Here is a 22,754-nt window from a genome sequence, read left to right on the forward strand (position 1 = left end):
AAATAGCAACAGTATAATGTCATTTAGGATCAAGAGCTACGCGGACCGGGACGTGCAGCGCAAATCAATTTTCGGTCGGTAGTAACGGGTTATCTCAACTGAGGTTTTGTAGGTAAACTGCTGTCTGCGCTGAATTTGTAATGTTTCAATTAAACTTGAGAGTACCTCAGCCACTAAAGTAGCTTTAATTTCGATAGCTGCTGGCTGCAATTCTCCATTGGAGGGAGAATTGCGCAATTCAGGTTTGAGATTGATAACTACTCTTTATTAACTCGCAAATTTCAGAGGCAGGATACATAGCATCATCAGGCCAAGCCTTAGATATTTCTTCTAATAAAGCAAGATGTTTCTGAAAGTTTCGCGCGCTCAGAAGCCAGGCAGCATGTGCTGAAACTGGTAGTGGGCATTGTTTGGTTGCTTTAACTAAGACTTCCTCAACTTCCGGTACCATGTAGCCGGAAAAAGCCCTTATCGCAGCTGCCCTGATGTCTAAATCGCGTTCTTCAGCAAAAATGATCTGACTAAGTGCCGCGATGATTTCTGGATATGGGTTTTCTGTATCTCTTAAACACTGCTCAGCAGCCCCAAAGCCCATGTCTAATACACTACTATCACAAGCAGAACGTAAAATCGGTTCAATTAGAGAGATATCACGTTCTTGGCCGAGGTGGGCCAGGACTCCTAGAGCACTGGCGTGGTTGGCTCCTACAATTGCTTTCTCTTTTGATTTATCTACTGTAACCGGAGGGTTCTTTAATTGTTCCCGTGCTTTGCGCAATAACTGTTCAGAATATTGCCAATAAGGATTGCTACTCCCAAATCTAGTTAATGATTCAACGTAAAAAAATTGATCAAAAGCAATACCTTGGGCTATGACAGAGTCACTTTCCAAAAGCCTTTTAAAAGAGTCTAATTTTTGTTCCCGGGTCGAACTACTGCTAAAAAACTGTTGACAGGCCCTACGCAAGCTCTTAGTTTCCAAGCCTTGTGGAGTCCAATAGTACGATTTGAATTGGTTCATCGCGTCTCTACTCCTTGGTTTGTAAATTCTCTATAGCATCTGGGGGAATTATCCGCTTTATTAACCCTTCTTGAGTACACTCAACGTATTTTATTGCTTGTAATATAGCAGAATCCATACACGCTTACTGGAAAAGCCATTCTTCCTGACCAACTTTTGTATTTACATCCAGAATATTTTGAGCACCTATATAAAATAGGCCAAGCCTTATCTTCCATAGTTAGCAGAAGTTTCACCACTGGGATTTCCAATTGACCTCTTTCCGTTTATGATTTCAACTATTATATCCATCAGCAACGGCTACGCGGGCCGGGGCTGGGGCGTGTAGCTCGGCCCCAGGCAACGTGGCCCCTGGGCGGTCCAGGCCAGCTTATCGATGCACAACTGGCGTTCGGTCATGGCCGGATTCCAGGCGTGGTACACCAGGTATTCCGTCTTGCCATCGGGGCTCAAGATGTGGGAATGGTGGCCGGGGCCGCGCACGTGGCCGGCCACGGCGTGCAACACCCGCGGGCCCTGGGCCGCGCCCGCGTCGGAGTACGGTCCCAGCACGGAATCGGCCACGCAGTAATCGACCCCGTAGCGCGGCGTAAGAAAGTTGGCTCCGCTGTAGAAGCAGTAGTATTTGCCGCCGTGCCGACGCACGAATGGGCCCTCCAGGGTGTGCCACTCGGCAAAGGTTTTATTGTCGTAAAGCGGCATGGTGCGGTTTTTCTCGAACATCGTCCAGTCGTGGCGGGCGCGCATTACCGTTCGGCTTTCCCCAGCCAGGCGCGTCATGTTCACGAGGCGGTCAACGGCCAACCCCGTACCGGGCCGGTAACCCTGGTCGGAATCGATAAAGTCGCGGGCGTAGAAGAGATACCACTGCCCGTCGGTGTCCTGAAATGGGTGCGCGTCGATGGTGAACTTGCTGGCCGGCACGTCGAGCAGGGCTACTTGCTCGTACGGCCCTTCCGGTTTTTTGCTTGTTGCCACGTACAGACGGTGCCCCACGGTGGCCCCGATGGCGCCGCCCCCACTGGAGTAGTACATGTAAAACGTGCCCTGGTGGTACACCACCTCGGGGGCCCAGAAGTCGGCTCCCTCGGCCCCGGCGGGGGGCGTAAGCGCACCGCCCAGGGCTTTCCAGTCGACCAGGTTGTCAGAAGTGAGCAGGGTGAAAATGCGCTGGTCGGAGGTCCTTCCCGTCCCCGTGGTGCCAAAAGCGTAGTAGTGGCCTTGGTGGCGCAGCACGAACGGATCGGGGAATTGCCCGGCGTACACGGGGTTGGTGTAGGTGCGGGCCGCCGCCCGAGCCGCCGCCCGGGTAGCCAAGGCCAGGGAAGCCAACCCGGTGGCTGCCTGAAGCAAGAAATTTCGACGAGAAGGCATAAAGCTTATTGGGTGAGAATTGAAGCTTCTTCCAAACGCGATTGGTCGCGAGATAAGATTGGGCCGAACAGCGCCCGGCTCTTGGAAAAGAGTAACCAGCCGGAAACTGCCAGGCCGGGGCGGTGAAAACAAAAGTAGCTGCGAATAAAAGGCAAACGTTTGCCTGATTTACTCAGCCCGGCTTAGCTTGCACCGGTTCCTACCCAGTACGGATCCCGGGCCGGGGTGGCCGGCCGCGGAATCCTCCGGCCAATACGGCGAATAGCCAGTCTATTTGCAGGCCGTCTTTTCCTTGACTGAATAATGGCGAGTACAGAGGGACCTCTGCGCCTCGCGAGCTGTTAACAAACGTTTGCGCGGGCCCATTCGTCGTTTCGCCCTGACCGATATCTCCTTCCTCCTCCTGCTTTTTTCCATGAAAAACCTATTCTTACTGTTGGGGCTGCTATTGGTTGCCAACGGCTCTTTCGCGCAGAAAACCAAGATTAAAGCCAAGGGTCCTGTAGCCGCAGAGTCGGGCGAGCGGTGGTCAGCCGAAAAAGCCAATGCCTGGTATAAAGCGCACCCGTGGCTGAGCGGGGCCAACTTCACGCCGAGCACGGCCATCAACCAGCTCGAGATGTGGCAGGCCGCCACCTTCGACCCAACTACCATCGACCGCGAGCTGGGTTGGGCCCAGGGCATCGGCTTCAACACCATGCGGGTGTTTTTGCACAGCCTGGCCTGGCAGCAGGACCCCACAGGCTTTAAGCAGCGCCTGGATACTTATTTAGGAATTGCCGACAAGCACCACATCCAGACCATCTTCGTGTTTTTCGACGATTGCTGGAACAAGGAGCCCAAGGTTGGAACCCAGCCGGCACCTAAAATCGGCGTCCACAATTCGGGCTGGGTGCAGGACCCCGGCGACCCCGCTTCGCGCGATTCGACTACGTTTGTCGCCCTCAAACCCTACGTTCAGGACGTGCTGCGCAGCTTCGCCCACGACCCACGCATCTTGCTCTGGGACTTGTACAATGAGCCCGGCAACAGCGGTAAGCTGGCCTCTTCGCTGCCCCTGGTGCGCAACGTGTTTGCCTGGGCCCGCGCCGTTAACCCCGACCAGCCCTTGAGCATCGGCTTGTGGGCCTGGGATTTTGAGGCTCTCAACCAGTACCAGGCCCTGCATTCTGATATCATCACCTATCACAACTACGACGAAATCGTAACGCACCAGCGCCTGATTGAGCTGCTGAAAACCCATGGCCGCCCCCTGATCTGCACCGAGTACATGGCCCGGCCCCGCAACAGCCGCTTCGCCACCATTATGCCCCTGCTCAAAAAGCAGAATGTCGGCGCCATCAACTGGGGCCTGGTCGAGGGCAAAACCAACACCAAATACCAGTGGGAGACGCCCATTCCCGACGGCAGCGAGCCCATTGAGTGGTTTCACGAAGTATTCCGCAAAGACGGCACCCCTTACCGCCAGGACGAAGCCGACCTCATCAAGAAAGTGAACGGAAAATAGTGAGCCTCCCCCAGCCAGACCCACCACCTTCTTTGCAATGAGCCAGCTTCGTCCGCACCTGCTAGCCCTCTTCCTCGCTCTCTTCACCTACCCTGCCGGGGCCCAGCAACCAGCAGCCGTGAAGCCGACGTTCACCAACCCCTTGCTGCCCTCCGGGGCTGACCCGTGGAGCGTTTACCACAATGGCTACTATTACTATACCCATACCACGGGCTACAACATCATGCTCTGGAAAACCAAGTCCCTGAGCCAACTCAAAACCGCGCTCAGCAAGGTGGTCTGGACGCCCCCGGCTACGGGCCCGAACTCCCACGACATCTGGGCGCCCGAACTGCACTTCCTCAACGGCAAGTGGTATCTGTACTACGCGGCCGATGCCGGCACCAACCAGAGCCACCGCCTGTGGGTCCTGGAAAACGCTGCTGCCGACCCGTTGAAGGGCACCTGGACCGACAAAGGCCAACTCCGGGACCCGGCCGACAAATGGGCCATCGACGGCTCGGTGTTCGAAAATAACGGCCAGCACTACCTGGTGTGGTCGGGCTGGGAAGGCGACGTGAACGGCTGCCAGAACATCTACCTGGCCCGCCTGAAAAACCCCTGGACCGTAGATGGCCCGCGGCTGAAGGTGTCCACGCCCTTCTTTGCCTGGGAGCGGAACGGCGATACCAGCAACCCCGAAGATCCGCCCCATATCGACGTTAACGAGGGGCCGGAAGTGCTTCGGCACGGCAATAAGCTGGTGTTGATCTATTCGGCCAGCGGCTGCTGGACCGACTTTTACGCCCTGGGCATGCTCACGGCCCCAGCCGACAGCGACCTGCTACAGCCCGGCTCCTGGACGAAATCACCAGTACCTGTATTTCAGCAAAACCCCGCGGCTAAGGTATTCGCCCCCGGGCACAATTCATTTTTCAAGTCGCCGGATGGTACCCAGGACTGGATTCTGTACCACGCCAACGACGAGCCCGGTCAGGGCTGCGGCCGGTTCCGCTCGCCTCGGGCCCAACCATTTACCTGGCAGGCCGATGGCACCCCGCTGCTGGGACGCCCGGTAGCGCCCGGCCAGCCACTCGCCCGACCATCAGGCGAGTAACATTCGGAGAGCCAGGGCTGGCAGCCCTCAAAATAAGTGTTCTGCTCAGAGTTATTGGGGCGCTGTTCCACCATGAAAAGGCTGAAGCGTTGATCTGTGGTGCAAACGTTTGCAAAATTTTTTATCTTTCTAAAAAATTTAAATTAAATTGTTGTTTTACTCTGACTATCAATCAATTATAGTAGTTCGAACCCACCTTGATGATAAGGTTGGCCTCCCGAAAAAGAAAATTATTTCGACCGCTGCTGGGTTAGTAAACCTTTTTTCTTGTCAACTGCTTCACCCTTGCTTAGTATTGCGAAGCAAAAAGGGAAAGAAACAGAGGCTCTTAGCTTAATTTTTTTAAGAATTAAGTTACTTTTCTGTTGGTTCTTCCCACCCTGTTTTTTCAACGAGCTAGTTGTCAGCTAGTGTGATCAGGCTGTCGGCTCAGCTTAGTTAGCGCAAACGTTTGCAAAAGCTTGTTTTAACTCCCACTCAACTTTTTTTATATGAACAAATCTTACCTCAGGTTTCGTCGTCCAGCTATACCGGCGTTACTCTGCTGCCTGCCGCTGTGCGTACTATCGGTCCCCGGAGCCCGAGCAGCCAGCATTTCGACGGCCAGCTCCGGCATGGTTGCTGCTCCTGCTCAAGGTATTACGGGGCGCGTAGTGGATGAAAAAGGCGAAGGTCTGCCCGGCGTGACGGTGCTCGTGAAGGGCACCACCACCGGCACCTCGACCGGGGCCGACGGCAGCTTTTCCATTGATGCACCAGCCGATGCCACCTTGCAGATTTCGTCGGTGGGCTACTTATCAAAGGAAGTAGCAATAAATGGACAGTCGACGATTACGGTAACGCTGGCGACCGATGTGCAGCAGTTGAATGAAGCCGTGGTGGTGGGCTACCTCGTACAGGAGCGCCAGAACGTGACCGGCGCGGTGTCGACGGTGGGTGCGCAGGACGTACGTCGCGCGCCGGTGGCCACCATTTCCGAATCCATTCAGGGCCGCCTGCCCGGGGTGCAAGTGACCTCCAGCGGTACACCTGGTCAAACGCCCAATATCAACATCCGTGGCGTGGGGTCTATTAATAACGGCTCGGGCCCCCTGTTCATCATCGATGGCTTGTGGGTGACCGGCGGCCTGCGTGATTTCACACCTCAAGACGTGGAAAGCGTGCAGGTGCTGAAAGACGCCGCAGCCCTGGCGCCCTACGGCGTATCCGGCGCCAACGGCGTAGTCATCATCACCACCAAGAAAGGCAAGTCTGGCACTACGGCTATCAACTTCAACGCCTACGCTGGCGTGCAGAACATTGCCAAGCGCTACGACCTGGCCAATGCTGCGCAGTACCGCGCCTTAGCCACGCAGGCCTACATCAACGCCGGCCGGCCCGTGCCGTCAGGCATTGCTAACCCTTCAAACGTAGACACCGACTGGCAGCAGGAGTTCTTCAAAACCGGCGTGGTGCAGGACTACAACCTAGGCTTTTCGGGCGGTGGCAACAATTCTACTTACGCCATTTCGGGCGACTACTTCAGCCAGAGCGGCACGGTCATCGGCCCGAAATATGAGCGCTACAACCTGCGCGTGAATTCGGGCTTTACCAAAGGCCGGCTGAAGCTGGGTGAGAACATCGGCCTGACCCGCGCCAACCAAACGCGCCTCAACGGGGTGCCGTTTATTGACCTGCTGCGCATCACCCCCATCACGCCGGTGCTCGACCCGGCCAACCCCGGCGGCTTCGGCTACGGCGACTCCAACAACCGCCCCACCTTCGGCTCGAACCCCATTGGGGCGCAGAAGCTGCTCAACAACATTGGCACCAACAACCAGTTGCAGGGCAACGTATTCGGTGAGTTTGCGCTCACCGATTTCCTGCGCTATCGCCTCAATTTGGGCACTCAGTTCCGGGCGTTTCATGACCAGCGCCAACAGCAGGCCGGCGGCCTGGCCCCGAACAACATCACGCCTGTGTCGGGCTTCACCGATGCGCAGGGCAACGAAACCTTCTTGCTGGCCGAAAACACCCTCACCTTCGACCACAGCTTCGGCAAGAACAACGTGACGGTAGTGGGCGGCTATTCGGAGCAGAAAAACCGCTTCGAGTTCACCCAAGGCGCAGCCCAGGGCTACGGCAACGGCCCCACTTTCTTCTGGGCCCTCGATGCCGGGGCCACGCCCCTGCCCGGCGTGGGCTCGACTTACGTTTGGGGGAAACGCTCCTACTTCGCCCAACTCACCTACGACTACGATGGCCGCTACCTCGTGACGGGCGCCTACCGCCGCGACGGCTCGTCGCGCTTCTCGGCCGACCGTAAGTACGGCAACTTCGGCGCGGGCTCGCTGGGCTGGCGCGTGTCGAAGGAAGCCTTCTTTTCGGGCATCACCGCCATCAGCGACCTGAAGCTGCGCGCTTCTTACGGTATTCTTGGCAACGACCAGCTCAACGGTGCTTACGGCGGCTCCTACCTCTACCAAGCCTTCATCAACCCTAACGTGAATTACAACTTCGGGGGTGCCCTGGCCAACGGCGCCATTCAAACGGCGTTGGGCTCCCCCACAGTGGGCTGGGAAGAGCGCCGCACCCAGAACTACGGCCTTGACCTGGGCTTTCTGGACAACCGCTTGACCGTGAGTGCCGACTACTACATTTCAGAGACGCGCAACGCCAACGTAAACCCCCAGATTCCGCTGTTTTCGGGCAATGCCGGTGGCGACCCGTTCCAGCAGATTGGCCGCATCCAGAACAAGGGCTTTGAACTGCTGGTAGGCTACAACGAAAGCAAGAATCCGTTCCGCTATAGCGTCACCGGCAACCTGACCACCATCAGCAACCAAGTACTGGAGCTGGGCACCTCGGGCGCCAACGCCAACTTCTTCAACGCTGGTCCCAACGCTGTGACCCGCACCGAAGTAGGCTACGAGGTGGGCTCGTTCTACCTTTACCAGTTCGACGGCATCTTCCAGAGCGGCGACAACATTGCGGGCAGCGCCCAGCCCACGGCCCAGCCCGGCGACATCCGCTACAAGGACATAAACGGCGATGGCAAAATCACCGACGCCGACCGTACCCACGTGGGCCGGGTGTTTCCCAAGCTGCAGTACGGCCTGAACCTGACGGCCGGCTACGGCGCCTTCGACCTGGCGGCCTTCTTCCAGGGCGTGAGCGGCAACGATGTGTATAACTCCGGCGCCTACTGGCTGGGCCGCTTCGACGACCCTACCAACTACCTGGCCAGCCTCTCGCCTTGGACGCCCTCCAACCCGTCGACCACCACCCCACGCCTGGCCATACAAGGCGGCCCCAACACCTTCGCTAACTCTACGCGCTTCCTTGAAAAAGGATCGTACTTGCGCCTGAAGAACCTGCAAATCGGCTTCACCGTCCCCAAAACGCTGATGGAGAAAACCAAGGGCCTGAGCAGCCTACGCCTCTACGTGACGTCACAGAACCTGTTCACCATCACCAAATACTCGGGCTACGACCCCGAGACAGTGGGCGGCCTCGACGGCTCGCTGCTGACCCGCGGCGTGGACGAGGGCGGCTACCCCAACCCGCGCACGTTCACACTGGGCGCCCAACTGGGCTTCTAATAGGGCCCGCTCTTATTCCTTTGGCTTTAACTTTTATCAGTGATGAATCTTTCCAAAAAAAACCTGCTGACGGCGGCTTCCGCCGTCACGCTGCTGGCCACGGGTTGCGAGAAAAACCTACTGGAGCAGAATAACCCCAACCTGGCCACTACGGCCACGTTCTGGAAAACCAGCGACGATGCCGTGCGGGCCTCCACCGCGTGCTACGCCGGCCTGCAAGCGGTGGGCATGTACCGCCGCTGGTTCTCCTTCTTGTATGATGGGCGTGACGACATTGGCTGGAGCCAGAGCCCCTACACCCCGCTGCAGGAAGTGACGAAGTTTGTGCAGACCGACTACAACTTCGAGGTCACCAGCAGCGCCTACCGCGACAGCTACCGCACCATCGACCGCTGCAACCAAGTGCTGGCCAACGTGCCTGGCATTGAGATGGACGCCGCGCTCAAAACCCGCATTCTCAGCGAAGCGTACTTCCTGCGGGCCCTAAGCTACTTCAACCTAGTGTCGCTGTTCGGCAACGTGCCGCTCTCGACCCAGCCCGGCAGCCTCGAATACCGCCCGCCCCAAGGCACTGAGGCTCAGGTGTGGGCGCTCGTCATCAGCGACTTGCAGGCCGCCATCGGTACGGGCTCCACACCTAACCTACCCGTTTCCTACACCTCGGGTACCGACCGTGGCCGAGCTACCGTGGGTGCAGCACGCACGCTGCTGGGCAAGGCCTACATGCAAAACAAGCGCTGGGCCGACGCCCAAGCACAGTTTGCCCTAGTCATCGGCTCAAACACGTATTCGCTCGTCAACTACACCGATAACTTTCGCCACACCACCGAAAACAACGCCGAAAGCATTTTCGAAGTGCAGTTTCTAGACGTGAACATCGGCGGCCCTGACGGGCAGGGCGGCGTGGACGCCAACACCGCACAGGGCTTTCAGCGGCCTAAGTTTTTTGGCCCTCCCCAAAACGGCGGCACTGCCAACCTAGGCTTTACGGACTGCGAAGTGCGGCCCTGGGTGGTGAACGAGTTTTTGCAGGAGGGCACCACCTCCGGCCAGCGCGACCCGCGCCTAGCAGCCACGATTTTCTACAACTACCGCGCCTTCCCGTCGGCGCTGCCGCTCAGCGCCGACACCCTGGTGTATGACCAGTCGCGCCCGGCAGACTTTGCCGCTGTCACCTACGGTTTCCGCAACCGCTACCGTGGCGACGCCTTTAACCTGGGCCGCACCTACTGGCGCAAGTACCAGAGCGACTACTACCGCGGCGACGAAAACTTCGACTCGCCCATCAATTTCCGGGTGATGCGCTACGCCGATGTGCTCCTGCTGCAAGCCGAAGCCCTGAACGAGCAGAATCAGACCGCCGCCGCCGTGCCGCTCGTGAACCTAGTGCGCCGCCGGGCCGGCCTGGCCGACCTTCCCGCCTCGGCTTCGGCCAGCCAGGCGGCTATGCGCGCCCAGCTCCGCCACGAGCGGATAACGGAGCTCACTGGCGAAGGCCTGCGCTGGTTTGACTTGCAGCGTTACGGCCAGCTCGATACCCAGGCCGGCGTCGATCAGCTCAAGCAGCACGACGCGCAGTTCAACAACTTTGTACTGGGTAAGTCGCGCCTGCTGCCCCTGCCCCAGCAGGACGTGGACCTGGCAAAGCTGACCCAGAACCCACAGTATTAGTCACTATTCGCCCCAATGCGTAAGTCTGAACAGTCGCTCTTCCTGTCGGTGGGGCGGCTGTTTTGGCTTTGTCACTTGTCAATCAGGCTCCTATGTCTTTTTTTTCCCGATTACCCCGGCTGGCTGTCTGGTTGCTGCTGAGCGTCCCCGGCTGCAAAAATGCTCCCGAACCGGTGGTAAACCCACCCGTGATGCCCCCCACAGCCACCACTTTCACCAACCCGTTGCTCAGCACTGGCCCCGACCCGTGGGTGATTCAGAAGGATGGGTTTTACTACTACATGCACACCACCGGCATAAACCTCACGCTCTGGAAAACGGCCAAAATGAGCGAGCTGGGGTCGGCTGTGAGCAAGGTAATTTGGACCCCGCCGGCTTCGGGGCTAAACACGCGCGCCATCTGGGCCCCGGAAATCCACTTCCTCGACGGCAAGTGGTACGTTTATTTCACCGCGGGCAACTGCTGTGGCGCCCAGCGGCTGTGGGTACTCGAAAACCCTAATGCGGACCCCACCACCGGATCCTGGACCGAAAAAGGCCAGCTGGCCGTGCCCGGCCAGGATTTGTGGGCCATTGATGCCACCATCTTGGAACAAAATGGCAATCGTTACCTTGTATGGTCGGGCCAGGAGCCGGGCTCCGAACAGCAAAACCTCTACATCGCCAGTATGAGCAACCCCTGGACCATCACGGGCCCCCGGGTGCGACTGAGCCAACCGACAGAAAGGTGGGAAATTAATGGTTTTCCCAGTTATCCCAAGGTGAACGAAGGGCCTGAAATTTTGAAGCACGGTGGGAAGACATTCATCGTATTCTCGGCCAGCCATTGTAGCAGCGACGATTATGCTCTGGGCCTGCTCACCGCCAGCAGCACTGCGGACCCTATGGACCCCGCCGCCTGGACTAAAACACCGACCCCGATCTTCACCAAAAACCCTACTAACCACGCTTACGGGCCCGGCCACAATGCCTTTTTTACTTCCAAAGATGGCCGGGAAGACTGGATAATCTACCACGCCAACCTGGCTCCCAACCAGGGCTGCGGCAATGCTCGCAACCCGCGAATGCAAAAATTTGAGTGGAATGCCGACGGCACCCCGAACTTTGACACCCCGGTTACCACGGGCACACCCTTGCCTCGGCCGGGCGGCGAGTAGCCCCGCTGCCTGAGCCATTGTTACTTAGCCGCTCTGTGCAGGGGCTTTCTCTTCAGCTGCAACTATGATTCTAACAAACTTCAAATTTCACTCTGTTTTACTAGCAGGCGGACTTTTGGCCGCCTGCCAGCGCATGCCTTCGACCCAGGTGAGTGGGACGGGGAGCAAGGAGAGCGCTACAACGGTCCGGCCCGCCGCTGCAACGGCCCCGGGAGCCGCTGCTCTCTTTGCCAACCCCGTGCTCCCGGGCGATTTCCCCGACCCGTCCGTTACCAAAATTGGCGATACGTACTGGGCGTCGGCTACCTCGTCGAACTGGGGGCCGGCCTTCCCCCTGCTCAAGTCGAAGAACCTGACCGACTGGCAGCTAGTCGGCCACGTGTTTCCGGACAAGCTGCCGGCGTGGGCCGACTACTACTTCTGGGCCCCGGAAATCACCCAGGAAGGCAACAAAACCTACGTATTTTACGCGGCCCACAAGAAGGGCGGCAACCTGGCGGTGGGCGTGGCTAGTGCCGACCGCCCGGAAGGCCCCTACCGCGACCACGGCCCATTGGTGGGCCAGCCCGATGGCTCGATTGACGGCTTTCCCATGCGCGACGAAAAAGGCCAGCTCTACCTGATCTGGAAAGAAGATGGTAACAGCATTAACCAGCCCACCCCCATCTGGGCCCAACCCCTGAACGAGACCCGTACGGCCCTGACGGGCGAAAAAACCGAGCTTTTCCGCAATACCGCGCCCTGGGAAGGTAACCTGGTAGAAGGCGTGAGCATGGTGCGCCACGGCGATTATTTCTACGCCTTTTACGCGGCCAACGGCTGCTGCGGGCACAACTGCACCTACGGCACCGGCGTAGCCCGCGCCAAGAGCCTGCTCGGGCCCTGGGAGAAAAACCCCGCCAACCCAATAATAAAAGCAACCGCGGCCTGGCGCTGCCCGGGCCACGGCACGGTTACGCAGGGCTTCGACGGACGTTGGTTTCTGCTCCACCACGCGTACGCGGCCGAAAGCTTCGAGAACGTGGGCCGCCAGGGCGTCCTGAGCGAATTTGTGTGGAATGCTGACAAGTGGCCGGAATTCACAGTGAGTAGCACCGCCACCCCGGCCGCTAACCCACTATCGACCCGCCCGGTGGTGGACGAGTTCACGGGCTCGGCCCTGGGACTGGACTGGCAGTGGCCAATTGAGGACAAGCCGCAGTTTGCCCTTCGGGGCGGGCAGCTGCGCCTGACGGCTCACCCCGACAAGGGTGGCGCGGCGCTGGGTCGCCACACCCTCACGGCTACTTACACGGCCACCACCACCCTGCTGGCTCCGGCTACCCTGCCCGCGGGCAGCACCGCCGGCCTCGCTGCCCACGGCGACCCCAAGAACATGCTGGCGCTCACGGCTGGGGGTGGTAAACTCCAGCTTTGGGAGCGGCGCGAAGGCAAGCAGCGGGTATTAGCCGAAACCACTTTGCCGGCCACCACCAGCAAGGCCGTGCAGCTGCGCATGCAAGTGAGCGGTGGCAACAGCTACCGCTTCGCCTGGAGCGCCGACGGGCAAACCTGGACCAACCCGCTGGCCAACGATGGCGCCATCAACGGCCAGTTCCTGCCGCCCTGGGACCGCGGGGTGCGCGTAGGCGTGCTGGCCGAAGGTCCAACCTCCGTCACGGCCGCATTTGAGCGTTTTGCGTTGAATAGCCAGTAGGCGGTTTTTGGTGCTTGGGTTTTGGTGCTTGGTGCTTGGTTGTTAGAACGTCATATTCATCTGGCGTCCGCGCAGCATAAACGCTATGTACCAACAACCAAGCACCAGGCACTAAGCACCAGGCACCAGGCACCAAAACCCAAGCACCAACATTTTTTCACTTTTTTCTTTCCTCGTTGATGCCAAATCACTCTCGTTCCTGCTTACTGACGGGTAGCTTTGCCGGGCTCCTGTTGCTGACGGCCTGCGACAGCAAGCCCACCGAAAGCCAAAAGTCGGCCCCCGCAGCGGCCACTACCTCCCAAGCCTCGACGAACATACCTACCGCCATGCCCTTCGGCAAAACCAAAGACGGGGCTGAAGCTCAGCTCTTCACCCTCACCAACGCCCACGGGCTCAAGGCTACCATCACCACCTACGGCGGCACGCTCACCAGCCTGCTGGTGCCTGACAAAAACGGCAAGCTGGGCGATGTGGTGCTGGGATTCGACAGCTTAGCCGGCTACACCAGCGACCTATACGTGAAGGAGAACCCCTTTTTCGGGGCCTCAATCGGCCGCTACGGCAACCGCATCAAGCTCGGCAAATTTACCCTCGACGGCAAAACCTACTCCCTGCCCATCAACAACGCCCCCAACTCGCTGCACGGCGGCACGCGGGGCTTCGACAAGCGCCTATGGACGGCCCAGCCTGGTACTTCGGCCGACGGCCCCACCCTCACGCTCAGCTACGTGAGCCCGGATGGTGAGGAAGGCTACCCGGGCACCCTCACTACGCAAGTGGTGTACACCCTGACCGAGAACGACGCCCTGCGCATTGCCTACACGGCCACCACCGACAAGCCTACGGTGCTCAACCTCACCAATCACAGCTACTTCAACCTGGCTCACGGCCAAGCCAAGGATATCCTGGGCCATGAGCTAACCTTGAACGCCGACCGCTTCACCCCCGTCGATAACACCTTGATCCCAACCGGCGTACTGCAATCGGTAGCCGGTACGCCCATGGATTTCCGCCAGCCGCACACCATCGGCGAGCGCATTAAGCAGGTTCCCGGCGGCGCCCCCGGTGGCTACGACCACAACTGGGTGCTAGCCGACAAAATGCGCGACAGCCCCGCCCTGGCCGCCACGGTGTACGAGCCCACCTCGGGCCGCACCATGGAGGTGTACACCGATCAGCCCGGCATACAGTTTTACTCCGGTAACTTCCTCAAGGGCAATCTCAAGGGCAAGGGCGACGTGCCCTACGTGCAGCACTACGGCTTTTGCCTCGAAACCCAGCATTTCCCCGATTCGCCCAATCAGCCCAAATTCCCGAGCACCGTACTGCGCCCGGGCGAAACCTTCCATTCAGTTTCGGAATACCGCTTCGGCGTAAGGAAATAGCCGCCAACCTTGCCGCTTATCGGGCTCTGCGATAGAAAGTAAAGCCCTTAAAGGCACGACATACCACCAGCAGCCAGCAGCTACCTCTGCTGGCTGCTGGCATTTATGCCTCACCCCCGCCCCCCTCTCCGGTGGAGAGGGGGGCGGGGGTGAGGCTCCTCAAAAGTCTAATCGGAAAATGGCGCCTTGGCCGGGCTCCGACTGCACCTTGATGCTGCCTTGATGCAGGTGCATAATCTGCTTGGCCAGGCTTAGCCCGATGCCGGTGCCGCCTTTGCGGGTGGTGAAAAAGGGAATGAAGATGCTCTCCAGCACCTCGGTGGGAATACCGGTGCCGTTATCCAGTACTTCGATGGCCACGCGACCGGTCTCCCCCTCCCGGGCCCGTAGCTGGATGCGGGGCTGCGAACTCTGGCGTACGGCGTAGGTGGCATTGAGTACGAGGTTGATGAGGACCTGCTCCAGGAGGCGGCAATCCGCTTGCAGGCACAAGCTGACGGGCTCTACCGAAGTCCGCAGCTCGATGCCGGCGGCGGTAAGCTGCGCGATCATCAGGCCGGCGATGCTGTTAAAGAGCTCCTGCACGTACACGGTGGTCAGCACGGGGGCGCTGATGGTGCTGAAGTCGCGGTATACCTGCGCGAAGCGGAGCAAGCCCTCACTGCGGTGCTGGATGATGCTGATGCCTTCGGCCACCTCGTCCAGCAGGTGGTGGCCGGGCCGGGGCAGTGCGGCGGGTTGCGCCAGTTCCCGGTGCAGGTCGCGGCGGAGGGTATCGGCCAGTGAGGCAATGGGGGCGACCGAGTTCATGATTTCGTGGGTCATCACGCGCAGCAGCTTTTGCCAGGCCTCGGTTTCGGTTTCGTCGAGGGCGTGGCTCACGTTCTTCAAGGCCACCAGGGTGAATGCCCGGCCTTGTAGCCGAAACGTAGTGGCCGAGAGCAGCAGTTGGATAGTTTTGCGGCCCACGGCCAGCTTAACCACCGTGGAAGTGCCGGGCGGCAACTGGCTAATGGCCTCGTACAGCACCGGGAGGCGCTTTTGCAGCGTCGCCATGCTCTTTAAATAAGGCAGTTCCAGCGTGCGCTTAAACGACTCGTTGATGGATTCTACCCGACCGCTTACGTCGAAGGCAATGATGCCCGTGTCGATAAGCTGCAGCACCGTTTGCAAGTAAACGAACTGGGCTTGGCGTTCGGCTCCCAGCTGCCGGAAAGTGGCGCTGAGCTGATTAAACGCCGCATGCATTGGCCGCAGAGCCCGGTTGGGGTGGGCTTCGTTATAATGCTGCGAGAAGTCGTGGTACTTCACGGCCAGCAGGAAGTCGGCCAGCGCCTGGGTGCCGCGCGTGAGGTGCCGGGCCAGCTCCCCCACCGCTAGGCTCAGCCCGAGCACCGCCAAACCCAGCAGCCCGTATTTGCCGTGCGTTCCGGCCTGCTCGGCCGCGTACAGCAGCGTCAGCAACCCGAGCAGCCGCAGCGCTATGCCAACTTCGAGCCGCTTAAAGGTCATGTTTTTCGAGGCGGCGGTAGAGGGCGGTGCGGGTGAGGCCGAGCTCCTTCGCGGCCTTGGTGATGTTGCCGTTGTGGCGCTCAATCACGCGCAAAATGGTGCTTTTCTCCACTTCGCTCAGCTGCAGAGGGCCTTCGGGAACCGCCGGACCGCCGGTGCCCGGGGTAGCAGCTTCCATGGCCGAAAAGTGAAAATCCTGCGGGCGGAGCACGTCGCTTTCGGCCAGAATGATGGCCCGCTCCACGGTGTGCTGGAGCTCGCGCACGTTGCCGGGCCAGCTGTGGTGGCGGAGCTTTTGCAGGGTGCCGGGGGCAAAGTCCGGCGTAGGCTTGCGGTTGCGGGCGGCGTATAAACCGGCGAAGTGGCGGGCCAGGAGCAGCACATCATCGCCCCGCAGCCGCAGGGGCGGCAGCGTAATCTCAACGGTGTTGAGCCGGTAGATGAGGTCCTTACGAAACAGCTGCTGGGCGGCCAGCTCGTAGAGTGGCGCGTTGGTGGCCGAAATCAAGCGGATATCAACGGGCACGGCCGCATTGCTGCCGACGGGAATCACCTGGCGGTTTTGCAGGACCGTGAGCAGCTTGGCCTGCTGCGCCAGGGAAATGTTGCCGATTTCATCTAGGAACAGGGTACCACCCGACGCGGCGGCAAAACGCCCGAGCCGGTCTTCGCGAGCATCGGTAAACGCGCCTTTTTTGTGCCCGAACAGCTCACTTTCGAAGATGCCTTCGCTCATGGCGGCCAGGTCGGCCGTGACGAAGGGCTTGGCGGCGCGGAAAGACTTCTGATGCAGCGCTTGGGCTACCAGTTCCTTGCCCGTGCCGTTCTCGCCCAGCAGCAGGATGTTGGCTTCGGTTGGTGCCACTTTCTCGATTTTGTGGAAGACCTCCTGCATGGCCGCCGACTCGCCCAGCAGCGCGAACTCGGCAAACGATGCGGGGCGCCGGGGCGCGGCGGGGGGCGGAGCGGGCCGGCCCGCTTCTTTCGGCTCGACGGCTGCGGCCAGGGTTTCGAGCAGTTGGGCGTTGTGCCAGGGTTTCACAATGAAGTCGGTGGCCCCGGCCTTGAGGGAGCGCACGGCGGTACTGATTTCGCCGTGCGCCGTAATCATAATGACGGTGGCGGTGGGGTCTTTTTCGCGGATGCGGCCCAACCAGTAAAGCCCCTCGTTGCCGGTGCCGAGGTTGCTTTTGTAGTTCATGTCCAGCAAAATCACGTCGAAGCGCTGCCGGCCCAGCAGCGAGAGCAGCAACTCGGGGTTCTTCTCGGTAACCACTTCCTGCACTTCGGGCTTGAGCAGCATGCGCACGGCGAACAGCACATCCGTATCGTCGTCAACCACCAAAACACGCGCCTTCTTCAAGTTCATGGAGCCTACCTAACAAATCAAAACCAGAGTCCGCAGCCCGGCCCGGGTACGAAGCACCGAAATCCTAGCCACAATTGTACTAGTTTCCAAAAAGGTTCTTCGGCGCCGCTGGCCGCCATTTTTCGAGACGCTGGTAGTTGGCAAGTGTATCAGAATCGGACGGTAGCTGTATCAAAACCGAACGACTCGGAAAACCACGAATCAACTCATTAGTTTATCTATTTGAATTCCAACATGTTATTTAATTGGCATCGTTCTTCGTTGGGAGGTGCTAGCGGTCTTTCAACGAAGGCAAAGCGCCGCCAAGCCCATGGATGTCATCATTAAAAAGAAAACCTGGACCCCGGCCAAGCTACTGCTGCTGGGGGTACTACTGCTGGTGGTCGCGGCGGTGGGGGCCGGGCTGCTTTCCTCGGCCGGCCCGGCCCGGCTCAACGTCGACCCCGAGCGGCTCACCATCAGCTCTGTCACCCGCGGGCCGTTCCAGGAGTTTGTGCCGGTCGACGGGGTGGTGATGCCCATCAAAACCATCTACCTCGACGCGCCCGAGGGCGGCACCGTGCAGCGCATTCTGGTGGAAGACGGGGCGGCTCTGACGGCCGGGCAGCCCATCATTCAGCTAGCCAACACCGACCTGCAACTGGAGATGGTGAACCGCGAAACGGCCGTTTTTGACCTCATGAACAACCTGCGGAACACACGCAACCTGCTCCAGCAAAACCGCATTCAGCAGCTCAACCAGCAGGCCGAAATCGAAAGCCAACTGCGCGAAGCCAAGCGGGTGTTCGACCTCAACCAGAACCTGTACGAGCAGAAGGTAATAGCCCGCCAGGAATACCAACAGGCCAAGAACACCTACGACTACCAACTGCGCCGCCGCCAACTGAGCCGGCAGGCCCGGCGGCAAGATTCGCTGGCCATGCGCGGGCAAATCAACCAGATGCAGCAGTCGGTGGAGCGCATGCAAAGCAACCTGTCGCTGATGCGCCGCAAGCTCGACGACCTCACCATCCGGGCGCCCGCGGCCGGCCGCATCACCTCGCTCAACGCCGAAATCGGCGAGCTGAAAAACCGGGGTCAGCGCATCGGGCAACTCGACATGCTCACCGGCCTGAAGGTGCGCGCCACCCTGGACCAGTACTACATCTCCCGCATATTTCCCGGCCAGAAAGGCGAGATAACCGTGAACGACAAGCGGTATGAGCTCAGCGTGAAAAAGATTTTTACCCAAGTCACCAAAGGCGTGCAAGTCGACCTGGAATTTACCAGCGCCCCGCCGCCCGACCTGCGCCGCGGCCAAACCGTGGCCGTGCGCCTGGCCCTGAGCGACCAGACCGTAGCCGTACGGGTACCCCGCGGGGGCTTCAACCAGAAAACCGGCGGCAACTGGATTTTCAAGGTGAGCGAAAACGGCACCAAGGCCTATAAAACCGACATTCGCCTGGGCCGCCAAAACCCCGACTACTTTGAAGTGCTGGAAGGCCTTAAGCCCGGCGACCGGGTGGTGACGTCCAGCTACGAAGGCTACGAAAACATGGGCGAGCTAGAATTGCGAGCCAAGCCACAGTAGCTGTTAGCTGATATCCTGAAAACGTTATGCCGGCGCAGCCTCACCCCCTGCCCCCTCTCCGCAGGAGAAGGGGAACCGGACTTGCCCTGGCGTCTCTCTGCTGAGGCTTCGCGCCTGAAGCGAACAGGGCCCGCCCTACCGGGTACGACCCCGTAGGAGCACGGGACGTTTACCCACCTGCACTCAATTTAAGCACTGCTTTCTCACCTACTGCAAATAAAGTACTTAGACTAGCCGCGTAGCGGCGGGAGGTTGGTAGCATGGGCGGGCGGAACGGGAATGAAGCCGCGTGGCGGTGACAGACTCGTCCGGCAGCGCTGCCACTACGCGGCTCTGGGTTGCCACGGGTAAATAGGCTACCAACCTCTCGCCGCTACGCGGCTATTCCACAACTTGGATTTGCTACCTAATCAGTCCACTCAGATGATTAAAATCGAAAACCTCGAAAAGATTTACCGCACCGAAGAAGTGCAAACCAAAGCTCTTAACAACGTGTCGCTGGCCGTAAGCGAGGGCGAGTTTGTGGCCATCATGGGGCCGTCGGGCTGCGGCAAATCCACGCTGCTCAACATCCTGGGGCTGCTCGACGAGCCCGACGGTGGCCGCTTCGCCTTCGCCGGCACCGAAGTGGCGAAGGCGTCGGAACGGCGCCGCGCCGAATTGCGCAAGCAGCACATCGGCTTCGTGTTTCAGAGCTTCAACCTGATTGAAGAGCTGACGGTGTTCGAAAACGTCGAGCTGCCCTTGATTTACCTGGGCGTGGGCGCGGCCGAGCGCCAGGAGAAAGTGGCCCAGGTGCTGGAGAAAATGCAGATTATGCACCGCCGCAACCACTTTCCGCAGCAGCTCTCGGGCGGACAGCAGCAGCGCGTGGCCGTGGCCCGCGCCGTGGTTAACAGCCCCCGCCTGATTCTGGCCGACGAGCCCACCGGCAACCTCGATTCCAGCAACGGCAACGAGGTGATGGAACTGCTTACCGAACTCAACGAGACCGGCACCACCATCGTCATGGTTACCCACTCTGAGCACGACGCCCGCTACGCCCACCGGGTCATCCGCCTGCTCGACGGAGCAGTGGTGCTCGAGAACCTGCACCAGCCTTTTACAGCCTAACCAAGCACGCTGAAGCGCCGCCAGCCTAGGCATCGCGGCGGCCGGGTTCTGGTCTCACCTCATCGTTCCCCTTCCCATGTTCAAGAACTATTTCCTCATTGCTTACCGGAATGTGGTCCGGCATAAAGGCTTCTCTTTTCTCAATATTGCCGGCCTGGCTTTGGGGCTCACGGCCTGCCTGCTCATCGGCCTGTTCGTGTACGATGAGCAGCAGTACGACCAGTTCGTGCCGCAGGGCGAGCAGATTTACCGGGTCGGCACGCAAAGACTACAGGGGGAAACGACTGAAAGCACCCCGATGAGCCCGCCTATGTTTGCGACCTCTCTGCAGCAGGAGCTGCCCGAGGTGGAGAAGGCGGTGCGCATTATGTCGTTGCAGAGCAAGAATTTGTTTCGCGTGGGCAGCAAGAGCCTCTACGAAGAACATGGGTTTTTCGCCGACGCCGACCTGTTTAAGGTGCTGCACCTGCCTTTCCGCTACGGCTCGGCAGCTCAGGCGCTGGCCAAGCCTTCATCCATCGTGTTGTCGGAAGCAATGGCCGAGCGCTTCTTTGGCCCGATTAATCCGGTGGGCCAGCAAATCAAGTTAGATACCAGCACCTTCCAGGTCACGGGAGTGCTGCGGAACCGCGACCTTAAGTTTCACCTGAACATCAATTTCCTGCTGCAGTTGTCGCCGGCCGTTATTGGCATCCCGGAGAAGCGCATGCAATCCTGGGGGTGGCGGCAGTTCAATACCTACGCCAAGCTCCGGCCCGGTGCCGACGGGCGCAACGTAGCGGCGAAGTTCCAGCACTACCTGGAAGAAAAAGTGAAGCCGCAGCTAGCCAAGGACAACATCGAGTACACCGCCTTCTTTCAGCCGCTGCGCGAGGTGTATCTGCACTCCGCTGACTTTAAAATTAACTGGGCCACCCACGGCAACATCACCTACGTGCGCGCCCTGAGTGTCATTGCCGGCTTCATCCTGCTCATTGCCTGTTTCAACTTCGTGAACCTGGCCACGGCCAAGTCCATGCAGCGGGCCAAGGAGGTGGGCATCCGCAAAACCATTGGCGCCAGCCAGCCCCAGCTCATGCTGCAGTTTCTGGCCGAAACCGTGCTGCTCACCTTGATCAGCGTGGTCCTGTCGACGGTACTCACGGCCTTGCTGCTGCCCTCGCTCAATCGGTTTACGGGCAAGAGCCTGTCGTTCGATTTAATTGCTAATCCCGGGCTGCTGGCCCTACTGCTGGGCCTGACCTTGGTGGTGGGGCTGGTGGCGGGCTTCTACCCAGCGCTGGTGCTATCGAGCTTTAAGCCGGTGAAAGTGCTCAAAAGCACGGTGGTCACCGACGGGCCGTTGGGACGGGTGCAATGGCTGCGGCACGGGCTGATTGTGGTGCAGTTTGCCCTGTCGGTCTTCCTCATCATCTGCGCCATTGTGGTGTTTCAGCAGGTGTCGTACCTGCACAACAAGAACCTGGGCTTTAACAAAGACCAGATCATGTTCTTCCCCATGCGCGGCGACAGCATGACCAAGAACTACGAGGCTTTCAAAAATGAGCTGTCGCAGGCGCCCGGCGTGGCCTCCGCCACCATCGGCTACGGCTTCCCCGGCGACATGGTCGCCGGCGACCAGATTATAGTGCCCATCAACGGCGAGCCGAAGAAGTTTTCCGTCACCCAACTGCTCGTTGACTACGATTACCTGAAAACCCTGGGCCTGCAACTGGTCGCGGGCCGCAACTTCTCCAAGGAATTGAAAACCGACAAAGACCAGGCTTTCATCCTCAACGAAACCGCCGTGCGGGACCTTGGCTTCGCAACTCCGGAGAAAGCCCTAGGTCAGACCCTGCAATGGAACATTTGGAACAACAAGAACCCCGATTCCACCAAGACCGGCAAGGTCATCGGCGTGGTGAAGGATTTCCACTACAAGAGCCTTTACGACAAGCTGGAGCCTGCCGTGTTACAAATATTCCCTGATGCCTATTGGAAAGTAGCGGTAAAGCTGAAAGGCGAAAACCTGGGCGCGGGCGTGGAAAGCGTGAAGCAGGTGTGGAGCAAGTTCAGCCCCAACTATCCCATCGAGTACAAGTTTATGGACGACAACTTCGATGAGATGTACCAGGCCGAAGACAAGCTGAAGACGCTGCTCTGGACGTTTACCGGCATTGCCATTTTCGTGGGCTGCCTCGGGCTGTTTGGCCTGGCCACCTACGCGGCCGAGCGCCGCAAAAAGGAAATCGGCATCCGCAAGGTGTTGGGGGCCAGCGTTTCCGACATCGTCGCTTTATTGTCGAAAGAGTTTCTCGCGCTGGTGCTGGTAGCGGCCGTCATTGCCTTCCCCGCCGCCTGGCTCGCCATGAGCACGTGGCTGCAGGACTTCGCCTACCGCATCGACCTGCCGCTCTGGGCCTTCGGCGCCGCCGGCCTGGCCGCCGCCGCCGTGGCCTTCCTCACCGTGGGCTACCAGGCCGTACGGGCCGCCACCGCCAACCCAGTGAACCACCTCCGGGCGAACTAAGCCCATGAGCCTAAGTAAGCGCCCAAAAAAGAACGTCCTGCTTCATCTGGCGTCCGCTGGTCGAAGCAGGACGCTCTAAAACACTACCATTGCTGCTTGACTACCTAACGGCCGGCAGTAGCCGGGGAGCCGCCCCTCCGCTCCAGTTTGCCGAAGAGCTAAACGTCAGGTATCTGGACCGGGAAACGGC

14 protein-coding genes are annotated in these 22,754 nt (G+C 59.4%); 10 read left to right on the plus strand and 4 right to left on the minus strand.

The features are described from left to right. Window positions 1-238 precede the first annotated feature (238 nt). Complete coding sequence (locus IC235_RS00070; RefSeq protein ID WP_223846990.1) at window positions 239-1,021, minus strand: HEAT repeat domain-containing protein; 783 nt, start codon at window positions 1,019-1,021, stop codon at window positions 239-241. A gap of 300 nt (window positions 1,022-1,321) precedes the next feature. Next, the gene (locus tag IC235_RS00075; RefSeq protein ID WP_191003121.1) at window positions 1,322-2,395 is read right to left on the minus strand and encodes a glycoside hydrolase family 43 protein; all 1,074 of its coding nucleotides are present in this window, start codon (window positions 2,393-2,395) and stop codon (window positions 1,322-1,324) included. A 415-nt stretch (window positions 2,396-2,810) separates the two neighbouring features. On the opposite strand from IC235_RS00075, the gene IC235_RS00080 reads away from it, so the two are divergent. The 7 genes from IC235_RS00080 to IC235_RS00110 all read left to right on the plus strand — a co-directional run bounded on the left by IC235_RS00080 (window position 2,811) and on the right by IC235_RS00110 (window position 14,491). Continuing rightward, entirely contained in the window at window positions 2,811-3,902 is a 1,092-nt protein-coding gene (locus IC235_RS00080) for a glycoside hydrolase 5 family protein (RefSeq protein WP_191003122.1), read from the plus strand. Window positions 3,903-3,939: 37 nt separating this feature from the next. Then, window positions 3,940-4,998 carry a glycoside hydrolase family 43 protein gene (locus IC235_RS00085; RefSeq protein ID WP_191003123.1) on the plus strand — a complete coding sequence of 353 codons (1,059 nt, stop codon included), beginning with the start codon at window positions 3,940-3,942 and terminating at the stop codon, window positions 4,996-4,998. 614 nt (window positions 4,999-5,612) lie between these two features. After that, the gene (locus tag IC235_RS00090; RefSeq protein ID WP_191003124.1) at window positions 5,613-8,579 is read left to right on the plus strand and encodes a SusC/RagA family TonB-linked outer membrane protein; all 2,967 of its coding nucleotides are present in this window, start codon (window positions 5,613-5,615) and stop codon (window positions 8,577-8,579) included. 42 nt (window positions 8,580-8,621) lie between these two features. Next, window positions 8,622-10,250 carry a RagB/SusD family nutrient uptake outer membrane protein gene (locus IC235_RS00095; RefSeq protein ID WP_191003125.1) on the plus strand — a complete coding sequence of 543 codons (1,629 nt, stop codon included), beginning with the start codon at window positions 8,622-8,624 and terminating at the stop codon, window positions 10,248-10,250. A 92-nt stretch (window positions 10,251-10,342) separates the two neighbouring features. After that, window positions 10,343-11,407 (plus strand): glycoside hydrolase family 43 protein, encoded by a 1,065-nt coding sequence (locus IC235_RS00100; protein ID WP_191003126.1) that lies wholly within the window; start codon window positions 10,343-10,345, stop codon window positions 11,405-11,407. Between the two features lie 133 nt (window positions 11,408-11,540). Continuing rightward, window positions 11,541-13,103: a family 43 glycosylhydrolase gene (locus tag IC235_RS00105; protein ID WP_191003127.1), complete on the plus strand. Its 1,563-nt coding sequence runs from the start codon at window positions 11,541-11,543 to the stop codon at window positions 13,101-13,103. A gap of 179 nt (window positions 13,104-13,282) precedes the next feature. Next, window positions 13,283-14,491, plus strand: a complete 1,209-nt coding sequence (locus IC235_RS00110) for an aldose epimerase family protein (protein WP_191003128.1) — start codon at window positions 13,283-13,285, stop codon at window positions 14,489-14,491. Window positions 14,492-14,650: 159 nt separating this feature from the next. Here the strand turns inward: IC235_RS00110 and IC235_RS00115 are convergent, their stop codons facing one another. After that, window positions 14,651-16,003: a sensor histidine kinase gene (locus IC235_RS00115; RefSeq protein WP_191003129.1), complete on the minus strand. Its 1,353-nt coding sequence runs from the start codon at window positions 16,001-16,003 to the stop codon at window positions 14,651-14,653. Then, window positions 15,993-17,372: a sigma-54-dependent transcriptional regulator gene (locus IC235_RS00120; RefSeq protein WP_191003130.1), complete on the minus strand. Its 1,380-nt coding sequence runs from the start codon at window positions 17,370-17,372 to the stop codon at window positions 15,993-15,995. The genes IC235_RS00115 and IC235_RS00120 overlap by 11 nt, the downstream gene beginning before the upstream one ends. A 310-nt stretch (window positions 17,373-17,682) precedes the next feature. Here IC235_RS00120 and IC235_RS00125 point away from each other — a divergent pair, with 310 nt between their 5' ends. The 3 genes from IC235_RS00125 (at window position 17,683) to IC235_RS00135 (ending at window position 22,564) form a co-directional block, all read left to right on the plus strand. Further along, on the plus strand, window positions 17,683-18,942 hold the full coding sequence (locus tag IC235_RS00125) for an efflux RND transporter periplasmic adaptor subunit (protein WP_191003131.1): 1,260 nt from the start codon (window positions 17,683-17,685) through the stop codon (window positions 18,940-18,942). Between the two features lie 423 nt (window positions 18,943-19,365). After that, window positions 19,366-20,055 carry an ABC transporter ATP-binding protein gene (locus IC235_RS00130; protein ID WP_191003132.1) on the plus strand — a complete coding sequence of 230 codons (690 nt, stop codon included), beginning with the start codon at window positions 19,366-19,368 and terminating at the stop codon, window positions 20,053-20,055. A 76-nt stretch (window positions 20,056-20,131) separates the two neighbouring features. After that, the gene (locus tag IC235_RS00135) at window positions 20,132-22,564 is read left to right on the plus strand and encodes an ABC transporter permease (RefSeq protein WP_191003133.1); all 2,433 of its coding nucleotides are present in this window, start codon (window positions 20,132-20,134) and stop codon (window positions 22,562-22,564) included. Window positions 22,565-22,754 lie beyond the last annotated feature (190 nt).

Origin of the sequence: Hymenobacter montanus (genome assembly GCF_014699115.1) — a bacterium.
Classification (GTDB): domain Bacteria; phylum Bacteroidota; class Bacteroidia; order Cytophagales; family Hymenobacteraceae; genus Hymenobacter; species Hymenobacter montanus.